This window comes from Salegentibacter sp. Hel_I_6, assembly GCF_000745315.1.
Lineage (GTDB): Bacteria > Bacteroidota > Bacteroidia > Flavobacteriales > Flavobacteriaceae > Salegentibacter.
Genome location: NZ_JQNQ01000001.1, coordinates 3447272 through 3464653, shown reverse-complemented (window position 1 = coordinate 3464653; position 17382 = coordinate 3447272). Strand labels below are relative to the sequence as shown.

15 protein-coding genes are annotated in these 17382 nt (G+C 34.8%); 4 read left to right on the top strand and 11 right to left on the bottom strand.

The genetic code is table 11. The features are described 5' to 3' along the window. Nucleotides 1-7: 7 nt before the first annotated feature. The 7 genes from FG27_RS15400 to FG27_RS15370 all read right to left on the bottom strand — a co-directional run bounded on the left by FG27_RS15400 (nucleotide 8) and on the right by FG27_RS15370 (nucleotide 10417). A complete protein-coding gene (locus FG27_RS15400; RefSeq protein WP_037320642.1) occupies nucleotides 8-2986 on the bottom strand; it encodes a cold-shock protein in 2979 nt (992 codons plus the stop codon). Nucleotides 2987-2995: 9 nt separating this feature from the next. Further along, nucleotides 2996-3343 carry a hypothetical protein gene (locus FG27_RS15395; RefSeq protein WP_037320639.1) on the bottom strand — a complete coding sequence of 116 codons (348 nt, stop codon included), beginning with the start codon at nucleotides 3341-3343 and terminating at the stop codon, nucleotides 2996-2998. A gap of 78 nt (nucleotides 3344-3421) precedes the next feature. After that, complete coding sequence (locus tag FG27_RS19020) at nucleotides 3422-4558, bottom strand: restriction endonuclease subunit S (RefSeq protein ID WP_156101244.1); 1137 nt, start codon at nucleotides 4556-4558, stop codon at nucleotides 3422-3424. Then, entirely contained in the window at nucleotides 4558-6111 is a 1554-nt protein-coding gene (locus FG27_RS15385; RefSeq protein ID WP_037320637.1) for a class I SAM-dependent DNA methyltransferase, read from the bottom strand. The genes FG27_RS19020 and FG27_RS15385 overlap by 1 nt, the downstream gene beginning before the upstream one ends. 55 nt (nucleotides 6112-6166) lie before the next feature. Further along, a complete protein-coding gene (locus FG27_RS15380; RefSeq protein WP_037320636.1) occupies nucleotides 6167-7051 on the bottom strand; it encodes a hypothetical protein in 885 nt (294 codons plus the stop codon). A gap of 2 nt (nucleotides 7052-7053) precedes the next feature. Further along, on the bottom strand, nucleotides 7054-9513 hold the full coding sequence (locus FG27_RS15375) for an N-6 DNA methylase (RefSeq protein WP_037320635.1): 2460 nt from the start codon (nucleotides 9511-9513) through the stop codon (nucleotides 7054-7056). Between the two features lie 76 nt (nucleotides 9514-9589). Beyond that, complete coding sequence (locus tag FG27_RS15370; RefSeq protein WP_231563338.1) at nucleotides 9590-10417, bottom strand: YafY family protein; 828 nt, start codon at nucleotides 10415-10417, stop codon at nucleotides 9590-9592. Between the two features lie 275 nt (nucleotides 10418-10692). On the opposite strand from FG27_RS15370, the gene FG27_RS15365 reads away from it, so the two are divergent. The 4 genes from FG27_RS15365 to FG27_RS15350 all read left to right on the top strand — a co-directional run bounded on the left by FG27_RS15365 (nucleotide 10693) and on the right by FG27_RS15350 (nucleotide 14687). Then, on the top strand, nucleotides 10693-12423 hold the full coding sequence (locus tag FG27_RS15365; RefSeq protein WP_037320633.1) for a DUF3696 domain-containing protein: 1731 nt from the start codon (nucleotides 10693-10695) through the stop codon (nucleotides 12421-12423). Between the two features lie 2 nt (nucleotides 12424-12425). Next, the gene (locus FG27_RS15360; RefSeq protein WP_037320632.1) at nucleotides 12426-13379 is read left to right on the top strand and encodes a hypothetical protein; all 954 of its coding nucleotides are present in this window, start codon (nucleotides 12426-12428) and stop codon (nucleotides 13377-13379) included. A gap of 28 nt (nucleotides 13380-13407) precedes the next feature. Beyond that, complete coding sequence (locus FG27_RS15355) at nucleotides 13408-13962, top strand: hypothetical protein (protein ID WP_037320631.1); 555 nt, start codon at nucleotides 13408-13410, stop codon at nucleotides 13960-13962. 104 nt (nucleotides 13963-14066) lie between these two features. Further along, a complete protein-coding gene (locus FG27_RS15350) occupies nucleotides 14067-14687 on the top strand; it encodes an SOS response-associated peptidase (RefSeq protein ID WP_037320630.1) in 621 nt (206 codons plus the stop codon). A 12-nt stretch (nucleotides 14688-14699) separates the two neighbouring features. On the opposite strand, the gene FG27_RS15345 is transcribed toward FG27_RS15350, so the two are convergent. From FG27_RS15345 to mbpA, 4 genes are all read right to left on the bottom strand, one after another. Beyond that, nucleotides 14700-15188 carry a hypothetical protein gene (locus tag FG27_RS15345; protein ID WP_037320628.1) on the bottom strand — a complete coding sequence of 163 codons (489 nt, stop codon included), beginning with the start codon at nucleotides 15186-15188 and terminating at the stop codon, nucleotides 14700-14702. Nucleotides 15189-15663: 475 nt separating this feature from the next. Beyond that, the gene (locus FG27_RS15335; protein WP_037320625.1) at nucleotides 15664-16122 is read right to left on the bottom strand and encodes a DUF6730 family protein; all 459 of its coding nucleotides are present in this window, start codon (nucleotides 16120-16122) and stop codon (nucleotides 15664-15666) included. Between the two features lie 11 nt (nucleotides 16123-16133). Then, nucleotides 16134-17006, bottom strand: coding sequence for a relaxase/mobilization nuclease domain-containing protein (locus FG27_RS15330; protein WP_037320624.1), 873 nt, complete (start codon nucleotides 17004-17006; stop codon nucleotides 16134-16136). Next, entirely contained in the window at nucleotides 17003-17299 is a 297-nt protein-coding gene (gene mbpA / locus FG27_RS15325) for a mobilization protein MbpA (RefSeq protein WP_037320622.1), read from the bottom strand. Before mbpA ends, FG27_RS15330 begins: the two co-directional genes overlap by 4 nt. Nucleotides 17300-17382 lie beyond the last annotated feature (83 nt).

Genomic DNA, 17382 nt, shown 5'->3' with positions numbered 1-17382 from the left:
AGATCAATTATTCAACATTCTGATTGGTAAAAATTCTGTTGTGATATTTAGAAATACTGTTTTGCCTGGCATAATCAAATTCCTCTAAATCTGTAGTTTTATATATATTATCACAGGAAGAGCAAATAAAAACTGGTGCGTTATTCTCTCGATATGGTTCCGCAATTAACTGCGTAGTATTTTCTAAAATATTATAATCGGGTATATTAAACCCAGTAGAATACAGGTTTTTTAAATGTTTTCTAAAATCCTCAAAAGAAAAAGTCCCCTGGCTCCAAATAAACCACCATTTCCCATCTCGACGCGTACCATATTTCACAATATTTCTATGGTTTTCTTTTTGCTCGATAAACCAATCTAGTTGTTTCTTATAAAGTTTGCCGTGTTGTTCCTTCTCGGTCATTTCCTCTCCGCACTTATTACAGCACAATATCCCTTTGTCCCGATGCCCCTCGGTATGGCATTTGTATTCTTGACCGGAAAAATTATAAGCATTTACTCTGCCGCTAATTTTTTCAGAGCTACAACAGGCAAAACAATTGTTACAGATATACCATCCACAGTTTTGATGGTAACCTTCAGGCTTGCATTTTACCGAATCCCTGCTATCTACAATATCCTGGCAAGCTCCATTAGCACAGTGTGATAAGTAAATAATATTATTGTGCTCCTCACATTCCTTATCCTGACATTGAAAATTACTTACTCTATAGAAACCGTAATTGTCCTTATCTGCCGGTTTAAGAATTTTATTACATTTTCGACAGCTGAGATGTTCAAAATACCTATTCGCCCGATTAATAATTCCAAGTAGTTTTTCATATTGATTTTCATTGTATTCTATTTCCAGAACCCGTAAAATATCGGCCAAACTATAATCTTTCCAGTGTAAGGGCTTATGAGGTTTTCTGGCAATTTCAAAGCATTTATCATTTTCACACCACCAAAATTCTTTTCCTGATTTCTGACAAAGAGATGGCTCTCCGGTGGCCCTGTTTATGGCTTTTCTACCATCGCAAATCGTCGAAAACCTCGGTTTCCGCTTTTCACTTTTTACAGTTCTAAATTCCTGTGTAATAGCATCATCTCCCGGTGATTTTTCTTTTGGCTCAATAATACCTCTTCCATCGCATGAGTCAAAAAAGCCATCAATTACCAACAGGTCACTGGGCCGTTTTATCTGACTTGCAACAATACTAAATATAGTTTCTGTTTTGGTAAGCTCTTTACTCTTTAAATCATTTAGAATTTTAAGAATAACACTTAAACTAAAATCCAGGCCAACACCATCTATTTCCCTGGCGCCTTCACTGGTTTCATAATCAATAGTAATAACCCTGTTTAAATCTTCCAGACTCAGCTGAAGCTTTTTTTCTTCTATTAGCTTAATAAGCTTTTTAAAAAACAGCTTCTGTTTTTTACTTTCTAAAATTCCGGTATAAAGGACAGCTTCATCATAGTCTATATTATCTGTGAAATCTGCAATAAATAATTGTAGCTTATAAAATTCATTAGAATACTCAAGCGCTAAATCAACTATACCGATTTCCTCGGCTTTACTTCTCCCTAAATTGTCAAATAAATATTTAATTTCCGCAAACTGTGCCGGAGTTTTTATTTTATCATCATCGAGAGCTATAGATGCCACTAAATCTCGAAGATGCTGGGAATCTAGTTTCTTTATAAATTCTCTAGCTCTTTTTACGGATATAAAAAGAGTATCCTTTTCTGATTCTAATTCCTCTTTTCGTTTATTTTTAAGGTATGCTCTTACAGCATTTACAGGGAAATAATCTATATATTCTCCATTCCATAATTCAAATAATCTTTCTTCCCCCAACAGACTTAAATCCAAACTCTTATTGAAGTCAAATGAAAGCTTAACAAAACCACCTATCTGTTCTGAGGTATATCTATTTTCTTGATCATTTAAGATATTTTGAAATACCTTTCTAAATAACTCATTAAGCTCCTCCTCAGAAAGCCTATCTAAACTATTCTTACTACCCTCGGGAGTTAGAATTACCTTTTCGATTATATTATCTAAAATATAGACTACAGGAACATTCAGTTTATGTTTGCTCCACCAATAATATAAATCCTTCTCTGGAGAAACCTCACGAATAGACTCATCGAGTTCCCAATCTATATTTAGATCACAAAAGTTTCTAAATTCCAGGACAAAATTAAATTCGCCAAAATTATAGTTCTCTTTGAGTATAAACTTCCTGGTAATTTCATCTATCTCTTCCTTATTTTTAGGTGTGAAGTTTTCACTCTTGAATACCCGAATTAATCTTTCAAAGTGAATATTCACCTTATATGGAATATATTTTTCCCGGATAAGTTGTAAAACAAGCTTTGTAAAATAAATTCTTTCAGTCTCTCCTATATCAAACTGAAGCTCGTGTATGTTTTTATGAAACTGTTCCAGAATGGTATCTGGCCCTTCATTATAATTACGCAGATTGGCAGTAGCCGATCTGAAAATTCGTGAGAAGCAGTGAAGCATAAAGAAAATATCTTTTTCTGCTTCTAAATCCAATACTTTACTTGCTGATTTCTTTTTATTTATCTCAAAATCATTCTTTGGCAACTCTGCCAAAACAAATTTTTCAGATCTTAAATTAGCCCTTTCGATATTTTCTACGGCGTCATAATGAAAAAAGACATCTCCTAATACGGGGGCTTCTAAAAAACCATAATCACCACCCGTAGATTCATTTCCAAACCATTTTATCTTAGCTGGAATTTTATAAACTTGATCATCCCTAAAGGCTCCAATAACATCTGCTTTTTGGGTCATTGCTATTTCAAAAACGCGGTCTCTGGTTATTTCATTATTATGTAAATCTTTAATTTGCTGAAAAGTCTGGTTTGAAATTTCAACTTTGGGATCTTTCAGGTTTACTTCCAGCAGCCTTCCATATTCTAAAAGCTCATAAACTGAAATTTTTAAATCTCTTATAATCTGGCTTCCTGTCATAGAAATCTTTTAGTAGGTTTCGTTCCCCAATACCCTTTCTTTAAATCTCGTGCTTACTTGGTGATTTCTTTTAGCTATGTTAGGGAATCCATATAATGCGTTGGAACCATACGTGTAGGCAACTGCTACACTAAAACCACTAGGAGCAAGCAATTCTCTTAAATAATCATAATTTTCTGAAATAGCCTTGACTACAAACTCAATCTGATTTAATTCTAAACCCCGGGCATCATAAACATCCTCTACTAACTTATCGATAGTTGAATGACGTTCATAGGGAAAGTAATAAAGAAAAATGCTCTTTATATTCTCCTTCGTTCTGGGATATATATTAGCAGATTCAGATGATGGTTGCATATTTTAAAATTTTTCTATTTAGAGTTTTATACGAGCTTAAATTTTAAGATTAAAAAATTTTCAATGATTTTATTATTCCTATTTCACCAACTCCCCCTTAAAAGCCCGCTGCATCAAACTGTTGAACAATTCTTCACTCTGCGCCAGTGCCTGTTGAGCTTGAGTTTTTTGTTTTTCTAACATATGGATAGATTTTTCAAAACCTAATTGTTGTTCAATCTTAGGCAATGGAATGGGTAAATTTTCAAGTTGAGATTTGTTGATGGCCTGTCTAGTTGCTCCACCTTTTGAAGCCAAATCTTCTAATTTTTTTTGAAAATTCTTCGATATTAGCAAATGACAGAGAAATATCGAATTTAGTTTATTCTTTTTTGGTCTTAATATTGCTACATGTTGATTAACTCTTGCTGGTAGTATACCATTAGGTACAATTGCAGTTCTACAAACAGAAGCACCTGTGATATTAAAAAGCACATCATTTTCCTCAACAGTAACATTACTCAATCTCTTTGCTTGACCCTCATCAATAAAAGCCAAATTTTTATATTTGAAATTATTATTATGAATGTTCAAACTTCGGATAAGGCTAATGCCTTCTGAAAAATATGCTTCTTTCCCTCCTTTAGGTGTCGCGCCACTTCCAATTTTAGTTGTTATTGAACTTAATGAAGGTGTGTCGAAATTTTTAGAATTACTCACCGGATCCCCAAACATCTCCAAAAACAAACTCTGACTAAGCTGCTCGTATTTTTTGATCAGCTTTTTATTCAACCGGCGCAGCTTATCGGCCTCATCTAAAATGGCCGCGATCTTATGCTGGGTTTTTAGGGGAGGGAGTGGCATCTCAATTTTCAACAAATCTGCCTTAGTCAAACTTGGAAGAGTAGTGGCTTTGTTATGTTTAAGAAAATTATAGGTTATACAGAAGTAGTAAAGAAATTTTGCATCTAAATCATCTCCAGCTTCTAGGCCAAAAGCTGTGTCAACATTCCAAAAGTTTTCATTAACGTAGATAGGATTGTTGATTGATCCCTTTCTTCCTATTATAGTGCTACCTGCCCTACATAGAAAATTATCAGCGTAACCCATAACTCCACCGCTACCATAAATAGGAAACTCCCCATTTGGGTTTGCAACTTTTTTTTGATTTTTGCCATTTTTTATGGTCAACACCTCTTGCCAAGGTCGCATATCATATTTTACATATTGACTCATTATGTTCTTATCATCTTTTCAAGATTAGACAAAGCTTTCTGACGTTCGGCATCCAGTTCTTTTATAGAAGCAATAAGTCCTTTTGGCTTTTCATACTCCACTTCCTCATATACAATTTCCTTATAACGGTTAATGCTAAGGTCATAGTCATTATCTTTTATTTCCTTTTTAGGTACCAGGAAAGATTGAGAGGTGCGATCGGTGAAGTCACCTTGTCCTTTAGCCAGTTTTTTCCAATCCAGTAATATCTGCGGGATATCACTCTTGCCCCTGGCTTTTTCCAAAGCTTTTTCAGGTTCTTTAAATGTAAGTTCGGTTACTTCTTCATCAAGTAAGGCATTCCGTTTATCATCAAGGCTTAAACCATCGGCTTTCATATCGTAGAACCAAACTTTATCTGTGCCGCCACTATTGGTTTTGGTAAAGATTAAAATGGCAGTGCTTACTCCCGCATAAGGTTTAAAAACTCCGCTAGGCATAGAAACAATGCCTTGTAACTGCTGGTTATCTACCAGTTCTTTTCTAATAGCTTTATGCGCTGTACTACTGCCAAATAAAACGCCGTCGGGCACAATTACCGCTGCACGGCCCCCGGTTTTTAAAGTCCGTAACATTAAAGACAAAAATAAAAGCTCTGTCTTTTTGGTTTTGGTAGTTTTTAAAAGGCTGGATTCAACGGTGTCGTAATCCAGGCTACCTTTAAATGGTGGGTTGGCAAGAATTAAGGTATAGGCATCATCTACATCTCCATTGCTTTTGCTTAAACTGTCCTTGCCAACAAGTTGAGGCGATTCAATCCCATGCAACTGCAGATTCATAGCCGCAATACGCAGCATAGAAGAATCAAACTCAGTCCCGTTAAACATCTTTTCGTCATAATGTTTCCTGAATTCTTCCTTTTCAAACCAGTCGTGATGATTTTCGTAAAGATATTCCCCGGCAGAAACAAGGAAACCCGCCGTACCACATGCAGGATCACTAATAATATCATCCTTCTTTGGCTCCATCATTTGCACCATCATGCGAATGATGTGCTTTGGAGTTCTAAACTGTCCCGCTTTACCTGCTACCGATAACTTGGAAAGCATATATTCATAAATATCTCCTTTGGTATCCCTGTTATCTAAAGGCAAAGCATCTATTTTTTGCACCACTTTATCCAACACCTGTGGGGTAGGAATCATAAAAGTAGCACCTTTCATATAAGAGGAAAATATGCCTCCTTCTTTTCCGACGGTTTTCATAAAATCAAAAACCGTCAATCCTCCCAGCTTTTCTTGTGGCCTGGTAAAAAGATCGAACATTCCTTCGGGTTCCTTATCCTTAAACTGGCTCCAGCGAAGGGGTTTTTGCTTTTCGGTATAAATGGGGTTTTTCATAGGAATGCCCAGCAAGTTTTGCTCCTCTTCCATTTTGAGCTGTTTATCATCCAGCCTTTTTAGAAAAATGAGGTAAGTAAACTGCTCAATAACAGTTAATGGGTTGGATACTCCTCCTGTCCAGAAGTCATTCCAGATCTTATCTACTTGATTTTTTAAATCTCCTGTAATCATTTTTTGGTGTTGGTGTTTTTCAAAGTTAGTTTAAAGCTATTTGTATTTTTTACGGTTAAACGTAATTTTCATAGTGTTCGTCAACAAATTCGGGTAGCCAGCAAAGGATTTCCATTATTAAATAGAAGTTTGAAAGGAATGGGAATTTCACTACTTCTTCATCGTTTAAGTGGGAATATTGATTGGTAGATTCTTTCAGTTTTCGAAAGGCAGCCTTGATATCCTTGGGAATATTTTCATTTAATCTATGCTCGTTCCCATTTCCATCCTTAGTAGGTCGGTTTTCTAAAAATCGGGTACACCATTCCTGGTTGGGTTTATTATTGTTAAAGAGGCCTGGAGGAATGCAGGGAATAGGATTGTTAAGCGAAATAAAAATAGCTTCCAAAAAATCCCTCTGTGTATTAATATTCTTTTTACGATAATCTTTTTCTTCAAAACTGTCTATAATTTCCAAAAAGATCTTCTTTTCTTTCTTACCTAATATTCCTTTATCGAATGCCTTAAAAGATTCAGCAAAATCCTTTCGGGCCTGGATTTCAGGTCTATCAGTTTGCGATTGGAGAACTGCTTTGAAAAGGGCTTCGTTGTCATTACCTTTAATAAAATATTTTCCAAAAGATTGTTGAAACATTTCATTTGTAGTATAATCCGGCTGACCCGTAAAAATGAAATAAGGAAGGTAATTCGATTTATTATACTCAATCAGGAAATCACGTGATGCCCTCAAGCCATTTAGATTACTAACAGTATCACTTTTTTTGTGCTTTACTTTGGCATCTAAGATAACCGCATGATATCCAGGGTTTGCTTCCAGTTCCCCAATACCTTCTTCGTGGGACTCAAAAGGAATAACATCCAGATCCTCCTGTTCGGCAGCTCCAATGAAGTCTTCCTGTCTTTTATATTCATCGTCTATCCAAAGTATTTTATATCTCATAATTATAAAGTTGCTTCAATATGAAAAGGAAATTTTAATATATATGTTACCGGAAATTCAGCTTCGGGTTCGTTCAGGAGTTGAATTTTGCCATTGTAATGATTCATAATTGACTTAATATCTGCACCACCCACTCCTGAACCTTTACTATTAGATGTCTTTTCACCCCGAGTAGTTAAATTTATGAGATCAAAACCTTCAGGTAAAGGACTCCCATTATTAGAGATTTCTATTACATGCATTTTTAGGTTAAAATCATTAGTAATAGTGGTTCTTATAATATTCCCTTTTTTATTTTGAAAACCGTGGTCTACAGCATTTGAAACTATATTTGAAAAAAGAGTAAAAAAATTTTCTTGATTCAATTTGATTTTAGGGTCTGTGTAATAGCCGGAAAAATCAGTTAAAGCTTCTCTATCAACGTATAATTTTTCAAAAATAAATTTCTCTGGGTTTTTGAATCTGTTTTGACTTTCTTTGACCAAGTCTATTAAACTAAAAAAAGTTTCATTTGTCTCATCTTTTGTTTTAGTTTCATTAAATGTACTGAGCAAATGTGACATTGAATCTATAGTCCCCTCAAGACTTAACAGATGTTGCCCAAGCGACCTATTGAGATTTTTACTATATAATGTTTCTAGGCCAATAGCTTGACCTTCATTTCGTGATATAAACTTTCTTGTACCAGAAACATTAGATTTAAGAGCATTTAAATACTGCCTGAAAGTGTGCTTAATAGAGGCGAATTCACGAAATGCTTCATCTTTATAGCCTAAAAGCTCTTTTTGTAAAGCAATTTCCTTCTCTTTAGCTTTAAAGAAAGATTCCTTGACAGCCTTCATTTTAATAGTTTGTTTATCCGGAATGGGAAGTGAAATCTTAATGTGTAAGAAGTCTTGTTTCCTTATCATTAATTGAGAGGCTCCTCTTCTATAAACACTTAATTGTTTTTGCACTAAAGATGAAAAGAGTTCATTGAAGAAATAATCCATATCAATTAGATCTTCACGCAACTTAAATGCCATCACATTATTAGAAACCGCTATTCCCTGTCCCTTATACTTGAAGAATGTGGGCTTAAGATCATTACCGATTCTGGAAACTAATAGACAGGATTCAGTAATTTTTCTAGCGCTCCTTATTGATTTTTCAATAGGTATTTCCTCTAACTTTAAATTATAATCAAAATTGTCATTTGAAAGATGTTTAATAGAAACCAATTGAAAGGGTTCATCATCTTTAATTTTTTCACTATACACCTCCTCCAAGATCTCAGCTAATGGGGTGAGAGCGTCATATTTCTCAATTTCTTCATCATCCTCCCAAAAATATCTATCTACTTCGAGGTTATAATCGTTGTTTATAACTTGTAGTTGATTCACTTTCTTTAGCCCTTTTGATTCTTGGTTCTCCCCGAGCAGGGAACTAAGCTTTTTATAATCGAGACAAACATTTCTAGGGTGCTTAATTTCAAAAGAAGTTCCATCTACCAGGGTAATAAATTCCTTTTCTTTTTTGTTTTTGTTTAAAACAAGTATCGAAGTTTGAATTCCGGTGTTATTGAGTATACCGGCAGGCATAGAGATTATTTTTTCAATTAAATCTCTATTAATTAAATCTTTTCTAAGTGCCTTATAAGCTCCCCCACTAAACAAAAAGCTATTAGGCATCAAAGCGATCAATACCCCCTCTGATTTCAAATATTTAATCCCCTTCTTTACAATAAATTCATCACAACTCTTGATACTTGAATCAAGATGATTATTGAAATGGCTTATTTTACCAAAGGGTGGAGCTGATATTATTAGATCAAAAAATGTGTCTTCCCTCCAGTCATTCAAGGAGTCTCCTAACATTAATGATCCATTTTTTTTATTGTGAGCTATAAATCTTAGAGTTCCTAGAGCCCAGATGCTTTGATTAATCTCTTGCCCCACATAACTCGAATTTTCGTCCAAATCGACACCAAATGATGCAACCCCAGCAAAGGGATTATAAACCAGGGATTTGTTGGGTAATTCTACTAGCTCTAACATAAATCTGCTAAGCTTTTTGGGAATTAAATATTCTCCACCTCGTTTTCCCTGCGCCTCTGATATTTGGTATAACAACTTCTCAAAAAGTTTTGAAAAGGAATCTTGATCTAAATCGTCCAAATTAATTACACGCAATGAAAGCAGAAAAATATTTAATGAAGAATCTCCAAACCTCTGAAGCCTGTGTTTAAACTCTATTTGATAGATTTCAATAAATTCAGGTATTTCACACTTATATACTTGTTCCTCTATTTTAAAAGGTAATTCCTTTCCACCCTTTAAAGTGAATTCAGGTAAAGTTCCTTTTCTTTTTAATAATAACAAAAACAAACCAAGTTGGTAAATATCTGAAATTTCCCTAGAGCCCCTATGAAAGTCAAAAGCCTTCCAAATTTCATTTGCCTTATCTTCTATAATCTTTTTCATTCACCTATTAATTTACCGGGGTTTCTGTTATCTTCAGCAAACTTACTTTCATTTATTGCACTCAATCTGCACACATTCAATATTTTTCAAATAAGGCTTGTATTCTTTCTTTAATTTTTTCCCTGAGATCCAATGGCATTATAACTTCTATTTTTTCGCCAAAGCTTAAAATTAAACTCTCCATCTCGTAATTGGGAATTAATTCAAGTTGAATTTCCGTACTTGTTTCCCTCCTTTCTATAACTTTTTGCGAACCATGTATGGGCTTGGTTTCTATATATGGCCAAAGACTGCTATCAATTCTCAGCCTGATCTTTTCAGGTTTTTGCCCGGGAATTTTTGAAACCCCTATAGTATCCTCGAAATATTCCTCGAAATTAATATCTGTAGGCTCATAAATCCCATCAAATTCCTCTACTGATTCAAAGCGGTCAAGTGCGAGGTTCACCATATTCTCATACTCTGAATTCTTGCCATATACAAACCAGCGATTATTATATTCTTTTAAATGGTAAGGAGATAGAATAATTATTACTGGTTCGGGATTTCTGAAAGATTGATAATTGATTTTAACTACTTTTTTATAAAGAATCGCATTAAATAAAGGATCTATAAACTCAAGACCTTTTAAAAACTCATTATTATCAAAACTAATTATTCCGCCCGTATCTTTAGAAAACTGGAAGGCCTGATCTATCTTAGGTAAGATTTCATTAATCCATTTAAACTGCGGCAAGCCTTTGAATCGTTGTAAAACAGACATAGCCGATTTTAATTGCTCGGCCTCCAGTTCGTTTATAGGTTGATTGTTGATAGAGAATTCTGAATCTTCGTATCGGAAATAAACATTTCTTCCTTGTTTAATTCTTTCTAAAGGAATACTCCATCCCTGAGAAGATTCCATAAATTTGATATCCTCGTACAGCTGTCGCTTTTTTATTCCTTCTGTATAAACATTTAACTCTGCTAGTGATTTGTTACACTCCTCAAGAAGGTCACTTATAGAATACCTACGACCTGGATTACGAAAGCATCTGTCTAGCGTTTGATATCTTACTAAAGCATTTTTGGTGATAGACACGGGAGAATTGTTAACTTGGTCTTAAAATTAAGAAATAATGTGCAGATAGACTGCATTGGTTAAAATTATATTTGCTCCAGTAAAATTTTCAGACTTATATGGCTCATAAAAAAATAGGCGTACAAAATTTCAGGGTTTTTAAAGATTATACAGAGTTTGAATTAAGACCCATTACACTATTAACAGGACCTAATAATAGTGGTAAGAGTTCATTTATAAAATTATTACTCTTGTTGAAAAACGGTCTGGGTTCTCTAGATTTTAAAAAAGGTAAACATAATTTAGAAGATTATAAAAAAATATTAAACTGGGAGAGTGATTCCAACGAAATTAAAATTCATTTTGAAACTGAAATTCCTTTTTTTAAAGAGGTGACTTTAGATTATTACTATAAGGAAGGCAGGGTTTCAAAAATTGTAATTACAAAAGATAAAAAATCACTTTTGAAATATACAAATGAAATAAAAGGACCTATTGAATGGGCCCCTTGGGCAGGCAGTAATTCTTTCTATGAATACTACTCCATTAACATTGGCAACTTATTAAAATTTCTATATGAAGGAAAGTTTGAATACATAATTCCTCACTGGACTGGAGAAGGTTTTGAGTATGAATGGTTAAATCCTCAAAAGATAGAAGATAGGTTTAAAACCGTTCAGAAACAGAATTTGAATACTAAAAAAGTTAATATTTCCAACTACAGGAAAAATAATGATTTAACAGTAAAAGTAGATGACAATATTTTCTCCCTCTTAGCCATAAGAAATGAAATATTGAAGCTAAAAAAAGATTTTCTACTCTTCAATTTATTCATTAATGGAGAAAATAAAACAGATTACCACACAACTCTTCTGCTTCGACTACAGAAAAAAGCTTTTAGAGATGTAGAGTTTGAAGATGCAATAGAGATAGAAGAACTGGATATTCTTTCCAATTTCACCCATAACATTTCTTACCTTTTTAAGGAAGTGAAATTGATATTTAAAAAATATATTAAGAGAGCTTTTAAAAAATTTAACGAAGATAAAATTGAGGTAAAAGTTTCACGGCTCGGTCAAATTTTGTTCCAAGAGAATTGGTTTCAATTTGAACCTTTTGACAAGGAGTCCGGCGAGAATATAATTTCACAATTGGGCAGATTCGATCCAGAATTTAAGTCTTTACTAAATCAAGTAGATTATCTTTCTGCCAACAGAGGAAATCAGAGGAGAGTTCTTCAGAACGAATCTGAAGTGGAAATAGACAAAATTGTGGCAGATTTTGCAGAACGCAGCAATAAAAACCTGGAATTTATTGAAAAAGCTTTTAAAATCATGGAAATTCCAGGAAAGCTAATACCGGTCAGGTATGAGAATACAATTTCCGTAATTTATCTTGAGCATGAGGGTAAGAAAGTATCTTTAGCCGATCTCGGATTTGGCTTTTCCCAACTTATTCCCATCTTCCTTAAAATTATTATGTCGAAGAATATTTTGATAATTGAAGAACCAGAGGCAAACCTTCATCCTGATCTTCAGGCCAAGCTGGCCGATATCTTAAATCTGGCTGTAACCGAATTTCCCGCCAAGAAGCTAATCATCGAAACCCACAGTGAATATCTTATCCGGAAACTACAATACCTAACAGCCAAAAAAGAACTTTCACCAGAACAATCGGTCATCTACTATTTCAATGCAGATAAATATGTATCCCAGGAAGAACCAAAAGTTAAAAAAATTGAGATAACCCAAACAGGAAATCTTACCGATACTTTCGGCCCCGGCTTTTATGATGAAGCAACCAGGCTGCAGTTTGATTTGATGAAAATTAACCAGGAACAAAACAACTAGCGATGGAATTATATATCGAAAAAGAATTCTTGGATAATTTCTTCATTGAATATGATGAAGAGAAACTTTCACGAGAGCAACAGGTTGTTTCCAGTATTTTGAAAGAATATGGCGAAATCGATTGGTTTATCGATACTGAAATTAATGATGCTGAAACACTGGAAAAACTCAAACTCAGTAATCCGTTTATTGCTTACCGGGCAAGCTATGCACCACCAATCCCGGTTAAGTCTCTCCAGGATCACTTCTTTAAAAATTCCCGATGCCGACAAACCTTGATCTTTACCGATAAAGAAGAGGCCTGGCACAAAGAGGCAGAAGCAGAGGGAGCACTTTGTTTTTCCTCCGGAAACTTTCAAAATAAAATTGAAGATATTATTGAGAAAGCCCATTTTAAAATTGACTTGAGTGAAGATTTTAAAAACTGGGATGTTTTCAAGGCACTTAATCAAATTCCTTTCAATGAGATCCTGGTTAATGACAATTATATCTTAACCGATAAACCAAGTCAGGCACTAGAGAAAAATATAATACCACTTCTTCAAATCATTCTGAATGGGAAAAATTTGACCATAGGGGTGAAAATTTTTACTAGAGAACTAAATGGCATTTCAGATAGTGAAAATCATGTATTTGAAGCTGTCAAAAAACGCTATAAAAAACTAAATAGAGAGCTAGCGAACTACAAAAAGAAGATCAGAATTATTAATAACTCCTTAAAGACAGATACCTATGATCTTCACGACCGTGTACTCCTCACTAATTTTTTGAGCATTGATTCAGGGAAAGGATTTAACCTTTTTCCGAATAAAAAATCTAATTCACAGATAATTATAGAATCTATATTTGATAAGTATACTTATAAGCGAATAAAGAATCATCAGCGTATGTATGATGAATATCTGCAGAGATTAGAAAATATGAATAGTGTAAAATTTAAAATTTATCCCTCATAATTTTCTATAACAATCATAGATCCTCAAAATGCCAAAATCATCCGAAAATCCTTTAAAACAAATCTACTTCCGGGAAATCAAAGACGCTCTTCTGGAATTGGAAAATTTGGAAAAGGATGGTTTTTACAATATTCCTAAAATTACCTGGTGGATCTTAACTTTCGAAGATTTAGCTCAATATTGCCGGGAAAATTGGATGAATGATTCTTGCTTTGGTGACCTGCCCTGTAGTTGCGTGTTGGACTCACCTGAAAGCAAATTTAAAGATTTACATAGTTCACTAAATGAAGTTATTCAATTACACGAATATGAATCATATTTTGCAAAAGAAGTTGCCACCCTGGAAAATGTACGGAATGACCACCCGGCATTAATGCAATGGCTAAAAAAGAATGAGAAACTAGGTACAGAAGACTTTTTCTTGTTTTGGATTGAATGGTATGAAGATGAACTGGAGAAGGTAAAACCATTTGTTCTCAACAAGCAAGGTCTGGATATTAAATTCAAAGCCGGGGAATGGCAAAATACCATCAATTTTTTGGAAGCTTTTAATGAATTCTACAATGATAAGCATAACACCTGATTAATGGCACAATCCTAAAGCAGTTTACAAAAGTTATTTTTGTAGTTTTTGATCATTGGACCGGTTGATTTCTTTTAGTAAATTAGAATACCAAACTTAACGCAATGTGCTACCGTACCAAATTAAATTCAAAGCTAAGCGAAATAGAGCGTAGCCTTGAAGCTCGATTTATTGACCCAGATGCATATAAGCCACAACTGGAAATCAATGCTTTTACTTTTTCAAAAACGCCGGTAATTTCCGATGAAAATCAAGGTGAAATTCAAATGTTTAATTGGGGATTAATTCCATTTTGGGCAAAAGATGATAAAATCAAAAAAATGACCCTAAATGCTAAAATTGAAACCATAGCCGAAAAACCTTCTTTTCGCAATTCAGTAAAAAAACGTTGTCTTATTATAGCTGATGGTTACTACGAATGGCAATGGAAAGATCCTGAAGGAAAAGAAAAACAGAAATATTTAATTACTCCAACAGATCAGGAGATTTTTGCCTTTGCCGGAATTTATTCTACCTGGAATAATCCCGAAACCGATAAAACCTTAAACACTTATTCTATCGTAACCACCGAAGCAAATGAATTAATGGCAGAAATCCACAACAACAAAAAAAGAATGCCGGTAGTATTAAAAAAACAGGATCATCAATCCTGGCTCAATGGCACCGATCAATCAAACTTCGCATTTCCTTATGAAGTACCTTTAATTGCAACTGCGGTTGAGTAAACAATTGGTTATTCAACTTTCTTCAGATAATAAATTATTTAAACAGCGTGTTATTGCTATTCGAATATCATCCGCTTCTGTCTCCCCACGGCCTTCAGCAGTACAGGATGAAATTAAGACATTAGAATCCGATGAAATAAATTGAATTGTAACCTCTATTGTGTAGCTACCTAGGCCTGTATTCCTTCTACCACTTTCACCATAGTTAACTATTAAAGTTTCATTAGCCAACTCACTTTTTAATTCTGGGATTAAAATAAATCCATCTTTAACTAATATCCCCGAAATAACATCCCTTGGATTTACGCTTTTGCTTGTTGAATAATATTGACCATTGACTGATGCGCCGGAGCTTGAAGTCAAGCTACTTGTTTGAGAAATAAAAATGTACTTGTAAGCACTAATGGATTTATTTTTAATTGATGTCACGGGTTGTAATGGAGCACAGCTACTTAAAATGATACTTGAAATTAAAAAAATTAACAGTCTTATTTTTTTCATTTTCTTAATGTTTTAATAAGAATTGCTGTATGTAGCTATAATTGGCGATATAAATTTAAAAATCAATAGTTTAACTATTTTCCTAGAGTTTCTAAAATACTACTTTTTTAGCAAAAACCTTTATAACAACCAATCAGATTTGGAAGTTCCTAAAACTAGTTTATTCGAAATACCCTGCCCCATAATCTACCATAATCTGCGCTGGATCCTCTGCTGTTTTTATAGCGTACGGGAAGTTAAGCGTAAAGTAAAAACAGCAGAGGGCGCAATCTATTTAATTTTATAAAACCAGTAAATTTCTGCCTGTTTTCAGGGTCTTTCAAGCCATTTACTGGTAATCTCCTCGCTTTGCACCAACTATTTAAAAAATTGCACTAAACTTTACTAAATTTTTGCCGCAAATTTCAACGGTTTTACTGGGTGTTACAGGGCATTTGCCGCAATTTTACTAATTTTTGCACCAGGGCATTTGTCATTACAAACCCTGGTATCCACCCTGTAGCCACTCGCAGTATGCCTCCTGGATTTCCGGATATGCTGCAAAATAATCTTGGTAAGATTTATTCTGTGATTCCATAATCGTTCGGTAAACTTCAAAATTGTCTTCTACCTTTTCTTTGGAGGTATAACCAAAATACCCCACGAAGCCTAAAGCAATAATTCCCGATATTCCGAAAAGAATCAGCAGATAATTGGGTATGATCCTGGCGCGCTTTAATTTCCGGTCTATCTCTTTTAGGATTTCATCCGTTTTTCCCTTTTCTACTTCCTGTTTTTGCAGGAATGTGTTCAGGTTCTTTTCCAATGCTTCCGTACTAATGGGGATGCTCATCTTTTCTAACTGTTCCGAGAGCTTTTGAAGCTCCAGCACAGCAGTTTTGAAATCCTTCATTTCATCGGCCATCAGTTCCATAATTTCATCTAGTTTTTTCATCACTCAAAATTTTAATATCCCATACCTATACCGGTATCTCTTACTGTTTTTACTATTCCTTTTAAAATCTCTTTAGCTATTTTGGTGGACAGGTTACCGCTTAATTGTACCGTTTTATTTAAAACTTGCAGGTCTTTTGGTGCTTCCATAAGCTTTCTTAAACCCTGGTTTTGCGAGATTGTTGGGATCAACCTATTCCCGCTCATTGATCGGTCCACTTCACTGGCTTTTAGATTTACTCCTTTGTATTCCACCCGAAACCCCTGTAGTTGATTGGCTTTATTGATGGTGGGAATCACTTCCACCTTCTGAGCTTTCATTTTGCTTATATAGTCATCCAGGGATTTTGGCCTCGACTGAAGTACCCGGTCATGTATATTTTTGATTTCTTGTCGCAGCCCCTTTAACTCATTAAGTCTTTCCTGCTGAACTTCCCGAACCCTGGTCAGCCCTAATTCTTTTGCAACATTATCTGCCGCTATCTGGCTTCGTTTTCCGATAAAGCTGTCATTGTAGGCTTTTCCATCAAAGCCAATGCGGTTGGTATAGATATGAACGTGGGTATGCGCTTTGTCCCGGTGTACAAAGCCAATAGATTGATTGTTTTGCAGGTTCATTTCCTTTAAAAACTTCCTGGCAATCTCTTCCAGATCTGTTTTACTCAGATCCTGTCCATCCTCGATCGTCGGGCTGACGATAAAACTTAGGGTATTATTAATACAGCGTTCATTTTGCGATTGAATAATCCTAAACTCTTCGGCTATCTCAGCGGGAGTATCCCCGGCTACGTGTTCTTTTAAGACGACTTCAGCTTCTTTTTCCTGGTTCCAGCCATAGGATATGGAAACCCTGGTGCCTGAAACGCTATGTCCTTTCCCTATCATTTTTTAAAGTTTTTTAAGTGGGTCCTGATTTCTTTAGCCAGGTCTTCCACTTCTCTGGCCAGCTTTGGATCCCGCTTTCTAAACATATTTCCAATGCGGGCAAAATTGTTCTTGTACTGTACCAGCATCTTATAAGTCTCCAATTGTTCCGGGGTTATCCGTTCTACAATATTTTTATCAAAGGCTGTGGCTCTTATATATTCAGAAAGGGAAATTCCTGCCCTGGCCGCTCTTCTTTGGAGCAGCTTCTTCTCGTAGATTGAGCATCGAACCTGGATGTATTCCCTTTTCATTTTTTTCTTTTTAAAATCTTTGCAACCATCGGGCGCAAAGCAAGATTGTCATTACAATGACACATCTTGCTTTTCCCTTTCAA